14 protein-coding genes are annotated in these 15,621 nt (G+C 69.8%); 9 read left to right on the top strand and 5 right to left on the bottom strand.

Annotated elements, in window-relative coordinates; genetic code table 11:
* Nucleotides 1-167: 167 nt before the first annotated feature.
* The 5 genes from dnaK to NOO62_RS21165 all read left to right on the top strand — a co-directional run bounded on the left by dnaK (nt 168) and on the right by NOO62_RS21165 (nt 5,061).
* Nucleotides 168-2,033, top strand: a complete 1,866-nt coding sequence (dnaK, locus tag NOO62_RS21145) for a molecular chaperone DnaK (protein ID WP_268772455.1) — start codon at nt 168-170, stop codon at nt 2,031-2,033.
* Nucleotides 2,033-2,746, top strand: a complete 714-nt coding sequence (gene grpE / locus NOO62_RS21150; protein WP_268772456.1) for a nucleotide exchange factor GrpE — start codon at nt 2,033-2,035, stop codon at nt 2,744-2,746. Before dnaK ends, grpE begins: the two co-directional genes overlap by 1 nt.
* Nucleotides 2,747-2,779: 33 nt before the next feature.
* Nucleotides 2,780-3,970: a molecular chaperone DnaJ gene (dnaJ, locus tag NOO62_RS21155; RefSeq protein ID WP_268772457.1), complete on the top strand. Its 1,191-nt coding sequence runs from the start codon at nt 2,780-2,782 to the stop codon at nt 3,968-3,970.
* 4 nt (nt 3,971-3,974) lie between these two features.
* A complete protein-coding gene (locus NOO62_RS21160) occupies nt 3,975-4,430 on the top strand; it encodes a heat shock protein transcriptional repressor HspR (protein ID WP_268772458.1) in 456 nt (151 codons plus the stop codon).
* A 124-nt stretch (nt 4,431-4,554) separates the two neighbouring features.
* Nucleotides 4,555-5,061 (top strand): hypothetical protein, encoded by a 507-nt coding sequence (locus tag NOO62_RS21165; protein ID WP_268772459.1) that lies wholly within the window; start codon nt 4,555-4,557, stop codon nt 5,059-5,061.
* A gap of 13 nt (nt 5,062-5,074) precedes the next feature.
* Here NOO62_RS21165 and NOO62_RS21170 read toward each other — a convergent pair whose 3' ends face one another.
* The 3 genes from NOO62_RS21170 to NOO62_RS21180 all read right to left on the bottom strand — a co-directional run bounded on the left by NOO62_RS21170 (nt 5,075) and on the right by NOO62_RS21180 (nt 8,149).
* On the bottom strand, nt 5,075-6,046 hold the full coding sequence (locus NOO62_RS21170) for a helix-turn-helix transcriptional regulator (protein WP_268772460.1): 972 nt from the start codon (nt 6,044-6,046) through the stop codon (nt 5,075-5,077).
* Nucleotides 6,047-6,146: 100 nt separating this feature from the next.
* Nucleotides 6,147-7,121, bottom strand: coding sequence for a helix-turn-helix transcriptional regulator (locus NOO62_RS21175; RefSeq protein WP_268772461.1), 975 nt, complete (start codon nt 7,119-7,121; stop codon nt 6,147-6,149).
* A gap of 38 nt (nt 7,122-7,159) precedes the next feature.
* Nucleotides 7,160-8,149, bottom strand: a complete 990-nt coding sequence (locus tag NOO62_RS21180) for a helix-turn-helix transcriptional regulator (RefSeq protein ID WP_398978138.1) — start codon at nt 8,147-8,149, stop codon at nt 7,160-7,162.
* Between the two features lie 370 nt (nt 8,150-8,519).
* Here NOO62_RS21180 and NOO62_RS21185 point away from each other — a divergent pair, with 370 nt between their 5' ends.
* Nucleotides 8,520-8,876 carry a hypothetical protein gene (locus tag NOO62_RS21185; protein WP_268772463.1) on the top strand — a complete coding sequence of 119 codons (357 nt, stop codon included), beginning with the start codon at nt 8,520-8,522 and terminating at the stop codon, nt 8,874-8,876.
* A 113-nt stretch (nt 8,877-8,989) separates the two neighbouring features.
* On the opposite strand, the gene NOO62_RS21190 is transcribed toward NOO62_RS21185, so the two are convergent.
* Nucleotides 8,990-9,448: a pyridoxamine 5'-phosphate oxidase family protein gene (locus NOO62_RS21190; RefSeq protein ID WP_268772464.1), complete on the bottom strand. Its 459-nt coding sequence runs from the start codon at nt 9,446-9,448 to the stop codon at nt 8,990-8,992.
* 153 nt (nt 9,449-9,601) lie between these two features.
* Between NOO62_RS21190 and clpB the strand changes: the two genes are divergently transcribed.
* Complete coding sequence (gene clpB, locus NOO62_RS21195) at nt 9,602-12,229, top strand: ATP-dependent chaperone ClpB (RefSeq protein ID WP_268772465.1); 2,628 nt, start codon at nt 9,602-9,604, stop codon at nt 12,227-12,229.
* Nucleotides 12,230-12,453: 224 nt separating this feature from the next.
* Nucleotides 12,454-13,002 (top strand): YbjN domain-containing protein, encoded by a 549-nt coding sequence (locus tag NOO62_RS21200; protein WP_268772466.1) that lies wholly within the window; start codon nt 12,454-12,456, stop codon nt 13,000-13,002.
* Nucleotides 13,003-13,081: 79 nt separating this feature from the next.
* On the opposite strand, the gene NOO62_RS21205 is transcribed toward NOO62_RS21200, so the two are convergent.
* Nucleotides 13,082-14,287, bottom strand: a complete 1,206-nt coding sequence (locus NOO62_RS21205) for a pyridoxal phosphate-dependent aminotransferase (protein WP_268772467.1) — start codon at nt 14,285-14,287, stop codon at nt 13,082-13,084.
* A 788-nt stretch (nt 14,288-15,075) separates the two neighbouring features.
* Here NOO62_RS21205 and NOO62_RS21210 point away from each other — a divergent pair.
* Complete coding sequence (locus NOO62_RS21210; protein WP_268772468.1) at nt 15,076-15,612, top strand: DUF2617 family protein; 537 nt, start codon at nt 15,076-15,078, stop codon at nt 15,610-15,612.
* The last annotated feature ends 9 nt before the right edge of the window (nt 15,613-15,621 follow it).

Here is a 15,621-nt window from a genome sequence, read left to right on the forward strand (position 1 = left end):
CAACCCTTCGCGCGCACGGGCGTGCCGGGCGGTTGTTGCCGCGCTGTACCTGCGCGTAAGTGCGGGATAAGAGTTGAGCCTCCTCGACTCACATCTGTTGACGCCGACGCGGCGCTCATGCATGCTTGAGTCAGATCCACTCAAGAAGTACATCTGGAGGAACCGAAATGGCACGTGCGGTCGGCATCGACCTGGGCACGACTAACTCCGTCGTCAGCGTTCTCGAAGGCGGCGAGCCCACCGTCATCACCAACGCCGAAGGCGCCAGGACCACGCCGTCCGTCGTCGCCTTCGCGAAGAACGGCGAGGTGCTGGTCGGCGAGGTCGCCAAGCGCCAGGCGGTCACGAACGTCGACAGGACCATCCGGTCGGTCAAGCGCCACATGGGCACCGACTGGAAGGTGGACATCGACGACAAGGGGTTCAACCCCCAGCAGATCTCGGCGTTCATCCTGCAGAAGCTGAAGCGCGACGCGGAGTCGTACCTGGGCGAGAAGGTGGCCGACGCGGTCATCACCGTCCCGGCGTACTTCAACGACTCGGAGCGCCAGGCCACCAAGGAGGCCGGTGAGATCGCGGGTCTGAACGTCCTGCGCATCGTCAACGAGCCCACCGCCGCCGCCCTTGCCTACGGCCTCGACAAGGACGACCAGACCATTCTGGTCTTCGACCTCGGTGGCGGCACCTTCGACGTCTCGCTGCTGGAGATCGGCGACGGCGTCGTCGAGGTGAAGGCCACGAACGGCGACAACCACCTCGGTGGTGACGACTGGGACCAGCGCGTCGTCGACTACCTGGTCAAGCAGTTCAACAACGGCCACGGCGTGGACCTGGGCAAGGACAAGATGGCGCTCCAGCGCCTGCGCGAGGCGGCCGAGAAGGCCAAGATCGAGCTGTCCTCCTCCACGGAGACCACGATCAACCTGCCCTACATCACGGCGTCCGCCGAGGGCCCGCTGCACCTGGACGAGAAGCTCACGCGCGCCCAGTTCCAGCAGCTCACGTCCGACCTCCTGGAGCGCTGCAAGACGCCGTTCCACAACGTCATCAAGGACGCGGGCATCCAGCTCTCCGAGATCGACCACGTCGTTCTCGTCGGTGGCTCCACCCGCATGCCCGCCGTCGCCGAGCTCGTCAAGGAGCTCACCGGCGGCAAGGACGCCAACAAGGGTGTGAACCCGGACGAGGTCGTCGCCATCGGCGCCTCGCTCCAGGCCGGTGTCCTCAAGGGTGAGGTCAAGGACGTCCTGCTCCTCGACGTGACCCCGCTGTCCCTCGGCATCGAGACCAAGGGAGGGATCATGACCAAGCTCATCGAGCGCAACACCACGATCCCGACCAAGCGCTCCGAGATCTTCACGACGGCCGAGGACAACCAGCCGTCGGTCCAGATCCAGGTCTACCAGGGCGAGCGCGAGATCGCGGCGTACAACAAGAAGCTCGGCATGTTCGAGCTGACGGGCCTGCCGCCGGCCCCGCGCGGTGTCCCGCAGATCGAGGTCTCCTTCGACATCGACGCCAACGGCATCATGCACGTGACCGCGAAGGACCTGGGCACGGGCAAGGAGCAGAAGATGACCGTCACCGGTGGCTCCTCGCTGCCGAAGGACGAGGTCAACCGGATGCGCGAAGAGGCCGAGAAGTACGCGGACGAGGACCACGCGCGCCGCGAGGCCGCCGAGTCCCGCAACCAGGGCGAGCAGCTCGTCTACCAGACCGAGAAGTTCCTCAAGGACAACGAGGAAAAGGTCCCCGGTGACGTGAAGACCGAGGTCGAGGAAGCCGTCACCGAGCTGAAGGAGAAGCTCAAGGGCGAGGACACGGCCGAGATCCGCACCGCCACCGAGAAGGTCGCCGCCGTCTCGCAGAAGCTGGGCCAGGCCATGTACGCCGACGCCCAGGGCGCGCAGGCCGCCGGCGGTCCCGAGGGCGCCGCCCCGGGTGCCGAGCAGGCCAAGGAGGACGACGGCGTCGTCGACGCCGAGATCGTCGACGACGAGAAGCCCGGAGACGCGAAGGGCGGCGCCGCCTGATGACCGAGGAGACCCCGGGCTTCGGCGAGAACGCCGAGAAGCCTGACGTCCCCTCCGGCGCCACCCCTGATGACGCGGCGCCGAAGGCCGCCGAGCCCTCCACCGAGGAGGGCACGGCGGCCCCGGCCGGGGACGCAGCAGCGAGCAAGACGTCCGCACAGGACGTGGGCCTGACCGCACAGCTGGACCAGGTGCGCACCGCGCTCAACGAGCGCACCGCGGACCTCCAGCGGCTGCAGGCCGAGTACCAGAACTACCGCCGTCGTGTGGAGCGGGACAAGGTGACGGTGAAGGAGATCGCCTCGGCGAACCTCCTCTCCGAGCTCCTCCCCACCCTCGACGACATCGGCCGCGCCCGTGAGCACGGCGAGCTGGTGGGCGGCTTCAAGTCGGTCGCCGAGTCGCTCGAGACGGTCGTCGCCAAGCTGGGCCTTCAGCAGTTCGGCAAGGAGGGCGAGCCCTTCGACCCGACGATCCACGAAGCGCTGATGCACAGCTACGCGCCGGATGTCACCGAGACGACCTGCGTCGCGATCCTGCAGCCCGGGTATCGCATCGGTGAGCGCACCATCCGCCCCGCGCGGGTGGCCGTCGCCGAGCCCCAGCCCGGCGCGCAGACCGTCAAGGGCGAGGATGCCGCCGAAGGCGCCGACTCCGCTCCCGACGCGGCGGCGGCGGACGAGAAGGAGACCGGTGGCCCGGACGAGGGCTGACGGTCACGACATGAGTGAGGAGGGACGTCGGGGATGAGCACCAAGGACTTCATCGAGAAGGACTACTACAAGGTCCTCGGCGTCCCCAAGGACGCCACCGAAGCCGAGATCAAGAAGGCGTACCGGAAGCTCGCACGCGAGAACCACCCGGACGCCAACACCGGCAACACCAAGGCGGAGGAGCGCTTCAAGGAGATCTCCGAGGCGAACGACATCCTCGGTGACCCCAAGAAGCGCAAGGAGTACGACGAAGCGCGTGCTCTCTTCGGCAACGGCGGATTCCGGCAGGGCCCCGGAGGCGGCGGCGGTTCGTTCAACTTCGACCTGGGCGACCTCTTCGGAGGCGGCGCCCCGGGTGGCGGTGGAGCGGCCGGCGGCGGCTTCGGGGGCGGCCTCGGTGACGTCTTCGGGAGCCTGTTCAACCGGGGCGGCGGCCCCGGCGGCGGCACGCGTACGCAGCCGAGGCGCGGCCAGGACATCGAGTCCGAGGTCACGCTGAGCTTCACGGAGGCGGTGGACGGCGCGACGGTGCCGCTCCGCATGTCCTCCCAGGCGCCCTGCAAGGCGTGCTCGGGCACCGGCGACAAGAACGGCACACCGCGCGTGTGCCCGACCTGCGTCGGCACCGGTCAGGTCTCGCGGGGCGGCGGCGGAGGGTTCTCCCTCACCGACCCGTGCATGGACTGCAAGGGGCGCGGGCTCATCGCCCAGAACCCCTGCGACGTGTGCAAGGGCTCGGGGCGCGCCAAGTCGTCGCGCACCATGCAGGTGCGCATCCCGGCGGGCGTCAGCGACGGCCAGCGGATCAGGTTGCGCGGCAAGGGAAGCCCCGGTGAACAGGGCGGCCCGGCCGGCGATCTGTACGTGGTCGTGCACGTCGACACCCACCCGGTCTTCGGCCGCAAGGGCGACAACCTCACGGTCACCGTCCCGGTGACCTACCCGGAGGCGACGCTCGGCGGCGAGGTGAAGGTGCCCACCCTGGGCGGCCCGCCCGTCACCCTGAAACTGCCCGCGGGAACGCCGAACGGCCGTACCATGCGGGCCCGGGGCAAGGGCGCGGTCCGCAAGGACGGCACCCGGGGCGACCTGCTCGTGACGGTGGAGGTGTCGGTTCCGACCTCCCTGTCGGAGTCGGCGAAGGACGCCCTGGAGTCCTACCGCAAGGCGACTGCGGGCGACGACCCGCGGGCAGAACTGTTCCAGGCCGCGAAGGGAGCGTGACCCCATGGACAGGGTCGGCCGTCGTCGTAATCCGTACCAGCTGACCGACGAGACGCCGGTGTACGTCATCTCGGTGGCGGCCCAGCTGAGCGGTCTCCATCCGCAGACCCTGCGGCAGTACGACCGCCTCGGCCTGGTCTCCCCGGACCGCACCGCGGGCCGCGGCCGACGCTACTCCGCCCGCGACATCGAACTGCTGCGCACCGTGCAGCAGTTGTCGCAGGAGGAGGGCATCAACCTCGCGGGCATCAAACGCATCATCGAGCTGGAGAACCAGGTCACCGCGTTGCAGGCGCGCGTCGCCGAGCTCTCCACCGCCGTGGAGGGCGCCGCGGCGGCCATGCAGCAGCGCGAGGCGGCGGTGCACGCGTCGTACCGCCGCGACCTGGTCCCGTACCAGGACGTGCAGCAGGCGAGTGCGCTCGTGGTGTGGCGGCCGAAGAGATCAACGGAGCAGTAGGTTCCGCACACTGGCTCCGCACGCTGGTTCCGTACCCTGATACAGGGCCGGGAGGTGACAACCTCCCGGCCCTGTATCGCTGTTTGCGGGGTTACGTTTTGGGCTACGGGGAGTGGAGCCGGTCATGGCCATGGTGGGGCTGTTCTGGATCGCCGAGGGCGATGTGTACGTGGGCGCGAAGCCGGCCGGGCTCGCCCCGGGGGTGCGCCTGACCACGGAGGGCGTGCTGGCCCTCGGCGACAGGCAGACCGGCATGTGGCCCTGGGAGGACGTGCACGCGCTGACCATCGACCACGTCCCGGTCAAGACCTTGAAGCGGCACGTGGGCGTGGCCGTCGACATGGTGCTCACGGTGGGCCTCGGCGGCAACGACGAGGCCCCGACGATGACGGTCCGCGTCACGGACGCGGCGGGCACGGAGACGGAACTGACGGCGTACACGGCGGCAGCGGTCGGCTACTCCCGGACGGAGTACGACCTATCCCGCACCGTTCTGTCCCGCCTCACGGAGGGCGCGGGCTCGCTCCTCACCACCCTGGCCGCGATGTCGGACTGGGGACGACGGCACGAGGGCGGCTCGCCTCGGGCGGGGGAGCGGGAGGCGTTGTTGCGGGAGTGGGCCGGAGACTAGGGGAACGGGCCGCTCAGGGGCGTTCGAGGATGCCCGACCGGCCGATGAGGTAGCCGAGTTGGGCGCGGCTGTTGCTGCCGAGGGTGGCGGCGAGTTTGGCGATGTGGACGCGTGCGGTGCGGATGTTCATGCCGAGGCGGTCGGCGATCTCGGCGTCCGTGAGGCCTTCGACGAGGAGGCCCGCGATGGCGTGCTGGCGGGTGGTGATGCCGTTCTCCGCGGGCTGCGGCGCGGCCTGCGGCCACATGGGGGTGGCCAGCCGCCACAGGCGCCAGAAGGTGGTGGCGAAGTACTCGACGAGGGCCGGATGGCGGAGTTCGAGGGCGATGCTGCGGTCCTTGCTCGCGGGGATGAACGCCACGGTCCGGTCGAAGACGAAAAGGCGCTCGGTGACCTCGTCGAGGGTGCGGGCCTCGGTGTCGCCGTCGAGCTGTTCGAAGTACGCGAGCACGGGCAGAGAATGGCGCGTTGTGTGCTGGTAAAGGGTCCGCATGCGGCATCCGCGGGTCAGGATCGCCTGGTCCCGGGGGAAGACTTCGGCCAGTGTCTCGGGCGGCCGGGTGCCGCCGGGCTGGACGGCGAGGAACTCCTCGGTGGCCTCGTTCATGGCGCGGTCGATCGCCGAGTTGATGCGGGCGACACCGTCCAGGACGGTGATGGACGGGGTGCCCGCGGCGGATCCGATGCGCAGGTCGAGGGAGGCGAACGGCTCGAAGGCGGCGCTGAGCCGCAGCTCACGGCGGCGTGGCGGCTTGTCGCGGTCCTCCATGGACCGGAGCAGACGGGGCAGGGCGAGGGCGGATGCGGTGGGGTGCAGCCATTGCGGGTCGTCGCGGCCCGGCTGGAGGAGGCCCAGGTCGAGGAGGCAGGGAGCGGGTTCGGCGGCGTTGTGGTGTATCCGGCCTTCGCGCAGGGCGCGGGCGTAGACGGACAGGCCTGTCTCGCAGAGTTCTTCGACGGTGTGCGGTAAGTGCTTCGTGGCCATGCGAGCCCCCTCCTGCCTGGTTGAAGCGTCGCGATTCTATGCAGGCTGAGAGTGGCCGGGCCGGATCCCGTAGGTGAAGTGACTGCTTCTGGACGGGGCGTCACCGCCCCTGGTCGAGGATTCCGGACTGGCCGATGAGGTAGCCGAGTTGGGCGCGGCTGTTGCTGCCGAGGGTGGCGGCGAGTTTGGCGATGTGGACGCGTGCGGTGCGGATGTTCATGCCGAGGCGGTCGGCGATCTCGGCGTCCGTGAGGCCTTCGACGAGGAGGCCCGCGATGGCGTGCTGCCGGGCGGTGATGTCGCTGTCGACCGGTGGGGGCGCGGCCTGCGGCCACATGGGGGTGGCCAGCCGCCACAGGCGCCAGAAGGTGGTGGCGAAGTACTCGACGAGCGCGGGGTGGCGCAGTTCGAGGGCGATGCCGTCGTCCTTGCTGGCCGGGATGAACGCCACGGTCCGGTCGAAGACGAAGAGACTCTCGGTCACCTCGTCGAGGGTGCGGGCCTCGATGTCGCCTGCCAGCTTTTCGTAGTGGGCGAGTTCGGGAAGGCAGTCGCGGGTCGTGTGCACGCGCAGCGTCCGCAGCCGGGCGCCGCGGGACAGGATCTCCTGCTCGCGGTCGCCGATCCGCGCCTGTGTCTCGGGCGGGCGGACCCCGCCCGGCTGGATGACGAGCACCTCGTCGCAGGCCCCGGCGATGGCCTGCTCGATGGCGCCCTCGATCCGGGGGAGGCCCTGGAGGACGCTGATGGCGGAGGTCTCCCCGTCGGGGGACGAGACACCGTCGGGTCCCAGGAAGGACTCGAACACCGCGGCGAGGTTCTCCCCGTGGCGGCGGTGCTGGGCGACGCGGTTCTCGATGGTGCGCAGGAGCCGGGGCAGGGCCACGGCGGGTGCGGTCGGGTGCAGCCACCGCATGTCGTCCGGGCCGGGGTGGAGCAGGCCGAAGTCGATGAGGCAGGGCGCGGCGTCGGCGTCGCTGCCGCGGACGCCTCCTTCGCGCAGGGCGCGGGCGTACACGGCCGCTCCCGGCTCGCAGAGGTTCTCCACTCCGTGCGGTATGTGCTCCACGGGCACGCTGCCCTTCCTGCGAGTTGGTTGAAGGGCCGGTGAGTCTATGCGCCGCGGTCCTGGTCGAGGATTCCGGACTGGGCGATGAGGTATCCGAGTTGGGCGCGGCTGCCGCTGCCGAGGGCGGCGGCGATCTTGGCGATGTGGGCGCGGCAGGTACGGACGTTCATCCCGAGGCGCCGGGCGATCGCCTCGTCGACGTGGCCCTCCACGAGGAGTTTGGCGATGGAGCGCTGGACTCCCGTGATGCCGTCGGTCGAGGGAGCGTACGGTGCCTCGTCGAGCAAGGGCGCCGCGCGCTGCCAGAGTTGCTCGAAGACGTTGACCAGGTACTGGACGAGCCCCGGGTGGCGGAGCTCGAGGGCTGCCTGGCGGTCTTCGCGGGCCGGGATGAAGGCCACGGTTCTGTCGAAGATCATCAACCGCTCGATGAGCTCCTCCAGGGTGCGCACCTCGACTTTCCCTTGCCGCATGTGCTCGGCGTAGGCGATGGTGGCCTGGCTGTGCCGCGCGGTGTGCTGGTAGAGCGTCCTCATGCTGATGCCACGGTCGAGGATGCGCTGGCTCTGCTTCACGGCTTCGGTGACGATCTCCTCGCTGCGGCCCCCGCCGGGCTGCACCGTGATGACCTCCGACTGGCACTCGGCTATCGCCACTTGTATGGCCGCGTTGATGCGCCCCGCGCCCTCCAGGACGGTGATCGAATGAACGGCCGGCCGGTCCTGGGCGCTGATGGCCATGAATGGCTCGAAAGTGACGGAGAGTTCGTTCGCGAGGGTCCTCCGCTCCTGGATCTCCCGCTCGATGGGCCGAAGCCGCTGTGCGAGAGCGGACGTCGGCGGAACGGGGCGGAGCCACTCGGCGTCGTCCGGATCGGGGTCGACGAGAGCGAACTCCATGAGGCAGGGGGCGGCTTCCGCTTCCGCCCGCCGGATGCGTCCGGTGCGCAGCGCCGTGGCGTAGAGCCGCTTTCCCTCATCGCATAGTTCGGCCATGGCGTGTGGATGTGCCCTAATTGGGCTGTTTGTTGTCATAGCTCCACCCCCCAGGGTCCTGAACGTGCAGGAACATGATGCATCGGTCCTGTGGTGTTCGCATGGCTGAATGAGCCATCGTCATTGAAGGCCGGGGGAGAGTCGCTATGGAAGTGAGGACGAAGCCCGCTATGCGCAAGGGAATGCTTCGCTCGGTACTTGTCTGTGCCTTCTCCGTTGGGTTGGCTGCCGGTGCCTTCAGTGGTCTCGACGCGCTCTCGGACGCCGATGCCGCTGCAACGCATGCGTCGGAGTCGGGTGTGACGACCCAGGATGTCATCTGGGGCTCCTCCGCAAAGGGAGACGTCGTATGGGCGTCCGCCGGTAAAGGCGATGTCATCTGGTCGTCCGTTCCTAAGGGAGGCGCGGCATGAGCACCCCTCCCGACGACCGCACTTTCCGTCGTGAAATGGCCACCGCCTATCGATCCGGGTGGCACTTCATCGACCTTGTGACCGCGATCCCCCACCGCGGCGATTCGTTGATGGTGACCTTGCTCGGTGAACCGATCGTCGTCACGCGTGACGACGAGGAGGAGATTCGGGCGTACCGGTGCCTGCGGCGGCCCCGCGGCGCGCCGCAGCCCGTGCGGTGTGCCATTCGGTACGGGATGGTCTTCGTCAATCTCGACCGGCGCGACCACCAGCTGGTCGGGCAGCAGGAACAGCAGGGCCCGGACGCCGTGGGCGTCCCGGACAACATCACAGCCACCCCCCGCAGTGCCTGACGCGATTCCCCCGTCGTTGTAAATCGCGCAGGCACTTCCCCCAGCAGCGGCGCCACCGTGGACCTGAACACGGTGGCGCCGCTGTGGTGTGTCGCGGGGCCGGACCCGGGTACTCAGACCTTGCCCAGCGCCTTCGTCAGGCTGATCTCGATCAGGACCCGGTCCGGGTTCGGGGACGGGCGCCGCCCGTAGCGCTCCTCGTAGCGGCGTTCCGCTTCCGCTATCCCCGCCGGATCCGTACGGATCTCCGCGAGCCCCTCCAGCGTCGCCCAGCGCCTGCCCTCGAACTGGCAGACCGCCACCCGCGCGCCGGGGCCCTCCGTGCCCGCCGCCGCCAGGACGTGCGCGACCTTGCGGCTCGTCTTCCGGGCGAGGACCCGGGCGACCTTCGCCTCCGGGTCGTACGTCACGCCGACCGGCACCACGTGCGGCGTGCCGTCCGGGCGCAGGGTCGTCAGCGTGCAGACGCGCCGTTCCTGCCAGAAGGTGAGGTAGGGCTCGGGAGGGGCGGAGAGGTCGATGCGACGGCTGGAGGAGGCGGGGGCGGAGGTGGGCGGGGTCGTGGGTGCCATGGGTACGGAACTTAGCCGCCCGGACTTTCCCGTCCTTCCTTGAGTGGAATAGACTCAACTTTGTGTACGTTGGGTAAGGCAGGAAGTCAGGAAAGTGAGGACCCGGACAGCTCCGGGTCCCGAAGCCGGACCCCGTAAGGAGGAGAGACGCACGTGGACGCCGAGCTGACCAACAGGAGCCGGGACGCGATCAACGCGGCCACCAGCCGTGCGGTCAAGGACGGTCACCCCGACCTGACCCCCGCGCATCTGCTGCTCGCGCTGCTGGAGGGCGAAGGAGGACAGGCGAGCGCGAACATCGTCGACCTGCTCGCCGCGGTCGACGCCGACCAGGCAGCCGTCCGCGCGGACACCGAGCGGGTGCTCGCCGCGCTGCCCAGCGTGACGGGGTCCACCGTCGCGCCGCCGCAGCCCGACCGCGACCTGCTGGCCGTCGTCACGGACGCCGGGAAGCGCGCCAAGGAGCTCGGGGACGAGTACCTCTCCACCGAGCACCTGCTCATCGGCATCGCGGCCAAGGGCGGCAAGGCGGGTGACGTACTCACCGAGCACGGAGCCGGTAGCAGGAAGCTGCTGGACGCATTCGAGAAGACCAGGGGAGGGCGCCGGGTGACGACACCCGACCCCGAGGGCCAGTACAAGGCCTTGGAGAAGTTCGGCACCGATTTCACCGCCGCGGCCCGCGAGGGCAGGCTCGACCCCGTCATCGGGCGGGACCAGGAGATCCGGCGCGTCGTGCAGGTGCTGTCGCGGCGTACGAAGAACAATCCCGTGCTCATCGGCGAACCCGGCGTCGGCAAGACCGCCGTCGTCGAAGGGCTGGCCCAGCGCATCGTGAAGGGGGACGTCCCCGAGTCGCTGAAGAACAAGCGGCTCGTCTCCCTCGACCTGGGCGCGATGGTCGCCGGCGCGAAGTACCGCGGCGAGTTCGAGGAGCGCCTCAAGAGCGTCCTCTCCGAGATCAAGGAGAGCGACGGGCAGATCGTCACCTTCATCGACGAGCTGCACACCGTCGTGGGTGCCGGTGCCGGCGGGGACTCCGCCATGGACGCGGGCAACATGCTCAAGCCCATGCTCGCCCGCGGCGAGCTGCGGATGGTCGGCGCGACCACCCTCGACGAGTACCGCGAGCGGATCGAGAAGGACCCCGCCCTGGAGCGCCGCTTCCAGCAGGTCCTCGTCGCCGAGCCGAGCGTCGAGGACTCCATCGCGATCCTCCGCGGGCTCAAGGGGCGGTACGAGGCCCACCACAAGGTCCAGATCGCCGACAGCGCGCTCGTCGCCGCCGCCACGCTCTCCGACCGGTACATCACCTCGCGCTTCCTGCCCGACAAGGCCATCGACCTCGTCGACGAGGCCGCGTCCCGGCTCCGCATGGAGATCGACTCCTCGCCCGTCGAGATCGACGAGCTCCAGCGCGCCGTCGACCGGCTGAAGATGGAGGAGCTGGCGCTCAGCAAGGAGACTGATCCGGCGAGCAAGCAGCGTCTGGAGAAGCTGCGGCGCGATCTCGCCGACAAGGAGGAGGAGCTGCGCGGTCTCACCGCTCGCTGGGAGAAGGAGAAGCAGTCCCTCAACCGCGTCGGTGAGCTGAAGGAGAAGCTCGACGAGCTGCGCGGCCAGGCCGAGCGCGCCCAGCGCGACGGCGACTTCGACACGGCGAGCAAGCTCCTCTACGGCGAGATCCCCGCCCTGGAACGCGACCTCGAAGCCGCCTCCGAGGCCGAGGAGGAGGCCGCCGCCCAGTCCAAGGACACCATGGTGAAGGAGGAGGTCGGGCCCGACGACATCGCCGATGTGGTGGGCGCCTGGACCGGCATCCCCGCCGGGCGGCTCCTGGAGGGCGAGACGCAGAAGCTGCTGCGCATGGAGGACGAGCTCGGCAAGCGGCTCATCGGGCAGGGCGAGGCGGTACGGGCCGTCTCCGACGCGGTGCGGCGCACCCGCGCCGGGATCGCCGACCCCGACCGGCCCACCGGCTCCTTCCTCTTCCTCGGCCCGACCGGCGTCGGCAAGACGGAACTGGCCAAGGCCCTCGCGGACTTCCTCTTCGACGACGAGCGGGCCATGGTCCGCATCGACATGAGCGAGTACGGCGAGAAGCACAGCGTCGCCCGGCTCGTGGGCGCGCCGCCCGGGTACGTCGGGTACGAGGAGGGCGGCCAGCTCACCGAGGCGGTCCGGCGGCGTCCGTACAGCGTCGTCCTGCTGGACGAGGTCGAGAAGGCGCACCCCGAGGTCTTCGACGTGCTGCTCCAGGTCCTCGACGACGGGCGGCTCACCGACGGGCAGGGGCGGACGGTCGACTTCCGCAACACGATCCTGATCCTTACGTCCAACCTCGGCAGCCAGTACCTGGTCGAGCCGCTCACCTCCGAGGAGGAGAAGAAGCAGCAGGTCCTGGAGGTGGTGCGGGCCTCCTTCAAGCCGGAGTTCCTCAACCGGCTCGACGACCTCGTCGTCTTCTCCGCGCTCAGCAAGGACGAGCTGGCGCACATCGCCGAGCTCCAGATCAAGCGGCTCGCGAAGCGGCTCGCCGAGCGGCGGCTCACGCTGGACGTCACGCCCGAGGCGCTGGCCTGGCTGGCGGACGAGGGCAACGACCCGGCGTACGGGGCGCGGCCGCTGCGGCGCCTCATCCAGACGTCCATCGGCGACCAGCTCGCCAAGGAGATTCTGGCGGGTGAGGTGAAGGACGGCGACACGGTTTGCGTCGACCGTTTTGAGGAGGGGCTCGTCGTGGGTCCCGCGTCAGGGTCCCCTGCGGGGAAGTCGCTGTAGCGGCATCCCGTCTGCCGGGGGCGCCCGGTGCCCGGCTGCGGGCAGTGGTCCGTCCTCGCGCAGTTCCCCGCGCCCCTGACGGGGCGCACCCCCCAGGGGCGCGACCGGCCGCGGTCTGTCCGCAGATGGCGAACGGCAGAAACCCGGCAGACGAGGGGCCGGGCTTGCCCCGGGGGCCCCATCCTGGGGCAGGATGGGCCCATCCATACGAAGGGACCACGCACGTGAGCATCGACCCGTCCTCGATTCCGAATTTCGGGGGACAGCCCGAACCGCAGCAGGGCGCAGGACCGGCGGGCCCCGTCGTCCCCGACCAGGACCTGGTGAAGCAGCTCCTGGACCAGATGGAGCTCAAGCACGTCGTCGACGACGAGGGTGACCTCGCGGCGCCGTGGGAGGAGTTCCGCACGTACTTCATGTTCCGCGGCGAGGACGACCAGCAGGTCTTCTCGGTGCGGACGTTCTACGACCGGCCGCACCAGATCGAGCAGAAGCAGCAGCTTCTCGAGTCGATCGACGACTGGAACCGCCGGACGCTGTGGCCGAAGGTCTACAGCCACACGCACGACGACGGCACGGTCCGCCTCATCGGCGAGGCGCAGATGCTGATCGGCACCGGCGTCTCGCTGGAGCACTTCGTGTCGTCGACCGTCAGCTGGGTGCGCGCCGCGATCGAGTTCGACCGCTGGCTCGTCGAGCAGCTCGGCCTGGAGTCCGACGTGGACTCCGCCGAGGGCGAGACCGACGAGAAGCCGGGCGACGACGAGGCCTGAGGGCCGCCCGTACGCATGTGAGAGCCCGGCGGGGTGGACGGATCAGCGTCCACTCCGCCGGGCTCTCGGCCTGTCACGATCAGCCCGCCAGCGATTTGAGGCGCCTCACCGCCTCCTCCAGGACGGACGTCTTCTTGCAGAAGGCGAAGCGTACGAAGGGCGCGCCCGCGTCCCGGTGGTCGTAGAAGACCGCGTTCGGGATGGCGACGACGCCGGCCCGCTCCGGCAGCGCGCGGCAGAAGGCGAAGCCGTCGTTCCCGGCGAGGCCGAGCGGGGTGATGTCGGTCGTGATGAAGTACGTGCCGGCCGGGCGGTAGACGTCGAAGCCCGCGGCCGTCAGGCCCTCGCTCAGGAGGTCCCGCTTGGCCCGCATGTCCGCGCGGAGGTCGTCGAAGTAGGAGCCGGGCAGGGCGAGCGCCTCGGCCACGGCGTACTGGAACGGGCCCGAGGCGACGTACGTGAGGAACTGCTTGGCCGAGCGGACCGCCGAGACCAGCTCCGGCGACGCGGTGACCCAGCCGACCTTCCAGCCCGTGAACGAGAACGTCTTGCCCGCCGAGCCGATGCTGACCGTGCGCTCGCGCATGCCGGGGAACGTGGCGAGCGGGATGTGTTCGGCGTCGTCGAAGACGAGGTGTTCGTAGACCTCGTCGGTGACGACGAGGAGGTCGCGCTCGACCGCGAGGTTCGCGATCTCCGTGAGCTCGGCGCGGGTCAGGACCGTGCCGGTCGGGTTGTGCGGGGTGTTCAGGAGGATCAGGCGGGTGCGGTCGGTGACCGCGTCGCGCAGTTCGTCCAGGTCGAGGCGGAAGCGGCCGTCGGCGGGGCGCAGCGTGACCGGGACGCGGGTGCCGCCCGCTAGGGCGATCGAGGCGGCGTACGAGTCGTAGTAGGGCTCAAGGGCGATGACCTCGTCGCCGGGCTCGACGAGGGCGAGCAGCGACGCCGCGATGGCCTCGGTCGCGCCCGCCGTCACGAGGACCTCGCGGTCGGGGTCGTAGGAGAGCGCGTACCGGGCGAGCTGGTGCTCGGCGACCGCCGTGCGGAGCTCCGGGACGCCGGGCCCCGGCGGGTACTGGTTGCCGCGGCCGTCGCGCAGCGCTCGTACCGCCGCCTCACGGACGGCCTCGGGACCGTCGGTGTCCGGGAAGCCCTGGCCCAGGTTGATCGCGCCCGTGGACACCGCGAGCGCGGACATCTCGGCGAAGATCGTCGTACCGAACTCGGCGAGGCGGCGATTGAGCAGCGGGCGCCCGCTCCCGGAAGTGGAGGTCATGGCCGCCATCCTGCGCCGAACCTCTGGAGTTCCTCAACTCTGCTTTGCGCCGGTGCGGACAGGGGCATCCCCCTGTCACGCACGGAGCACGGCCCACGGGGGACCGGCTTCGGGGGAACGGAAGGGGTGTGAGGGCCATGTTCGTGGCTTTCGTCTTCGTGGCGGTGCTCGTGTTCGCCCTGATCGCGGCGGTCGCTTACGGGGGAAGCGGCCGGCGCGGGAAGCGTTCGCGGTGGGGCGGTTCGGGGGCCGCGTCCGGTTCGGCGGGCGGCGGCAGCTGGTGGGCGGGGAGCGGTCACGGGAGCGGCGGGTCCTCGTGCGGCGGCGGCTCGTCGTGCGGGGGCGGGTCCTCCTGCGGGGGCGGTGGGTCCTCGTGCGGGGGCGGCGGGGGCGGATGCGGCGGAGGCAGCTGACACGGGGCAGCTGGTCCACCGGTTCCACACAAGCGCCCGGCGGGGCGGCCAAACCTCGCCGGGCGCTTCTGTGTTGTGTCATGTGGCTGTACTGAACAGTTGAACTGTGTAGCCCTCATGGGGATGGAAACCACACGAAGTTGGGTAAAAGTGCAGTGGCAGCGTCGCCGACCATGATTCCCTCTTAAACGTCAGCACCGCCCTCGGACGTCCGGTACAGGTTTCGCAGACCGGCGCAGGTTTCTCGTAACGGCGCAGGTTTCACCGGCGACAATCTGGAAACCCGTAAGACGTTCTCGTGGGCACGAGCCGGCATACCGACCGCCCGGAGCCTCTTCCGGGTGCGCCGGCCCCACCTCCATTGCGTGTTAGCGGAGCCGACCCATGCTCACGACCCTGAAGACTGGCTATACCGACACGCGCGCCGCGGATCTCGCCTGGGCCCTGGGGCGCGAGCCGCTGCCCGCGCTCGCGACCCTCGACCTCGAACTGGACGGCGCAAGAATGCAGTTGAGGCTCCTCGGGGCCTCGCACCAGGTGCTCCTGGAGGAGGAGCGGGGCGGCTGCTCCGAGACCGTGGCCTGCATCCCCGGCAGCAGTACGCCGCTGCCGCTCGGTGTCTCGAAGCGCGTCGGCGAATGGGAGTACGAATTCGCCGCGCGGGTCGAGACGCTGTCGCACGGTCAGTTCGCGGGCCGCGCGCAGGAGTTGCTCGCCCTGGTCGCCGAGCACCCGCACGGGCTCGCGGGCGTGTTCCCCGGCAGCCCGCACGCGTTCACCGCGCTCCTCGCGCAGCGGCACGAAGGGTCCCTGATGTGGCGTACGTGGCACGCGTACCCGCAGGAGGGCCAACTCGTCGCGACGCGCACGCGGGTGGGGGTGCGCAGTCCTGTTTACACTCATGTGGGGGACCCGGTGTGAGCATGTGGT

The organism is Streptomyces sp. Je 1-369, from assembly GCF_026810505.1.
Classification (GTDB): domain Bacteria; phylum Actinomycetota; class Actinomycetes; order Streptomycetales; family Streptomycetaceae; genus Streptomyces.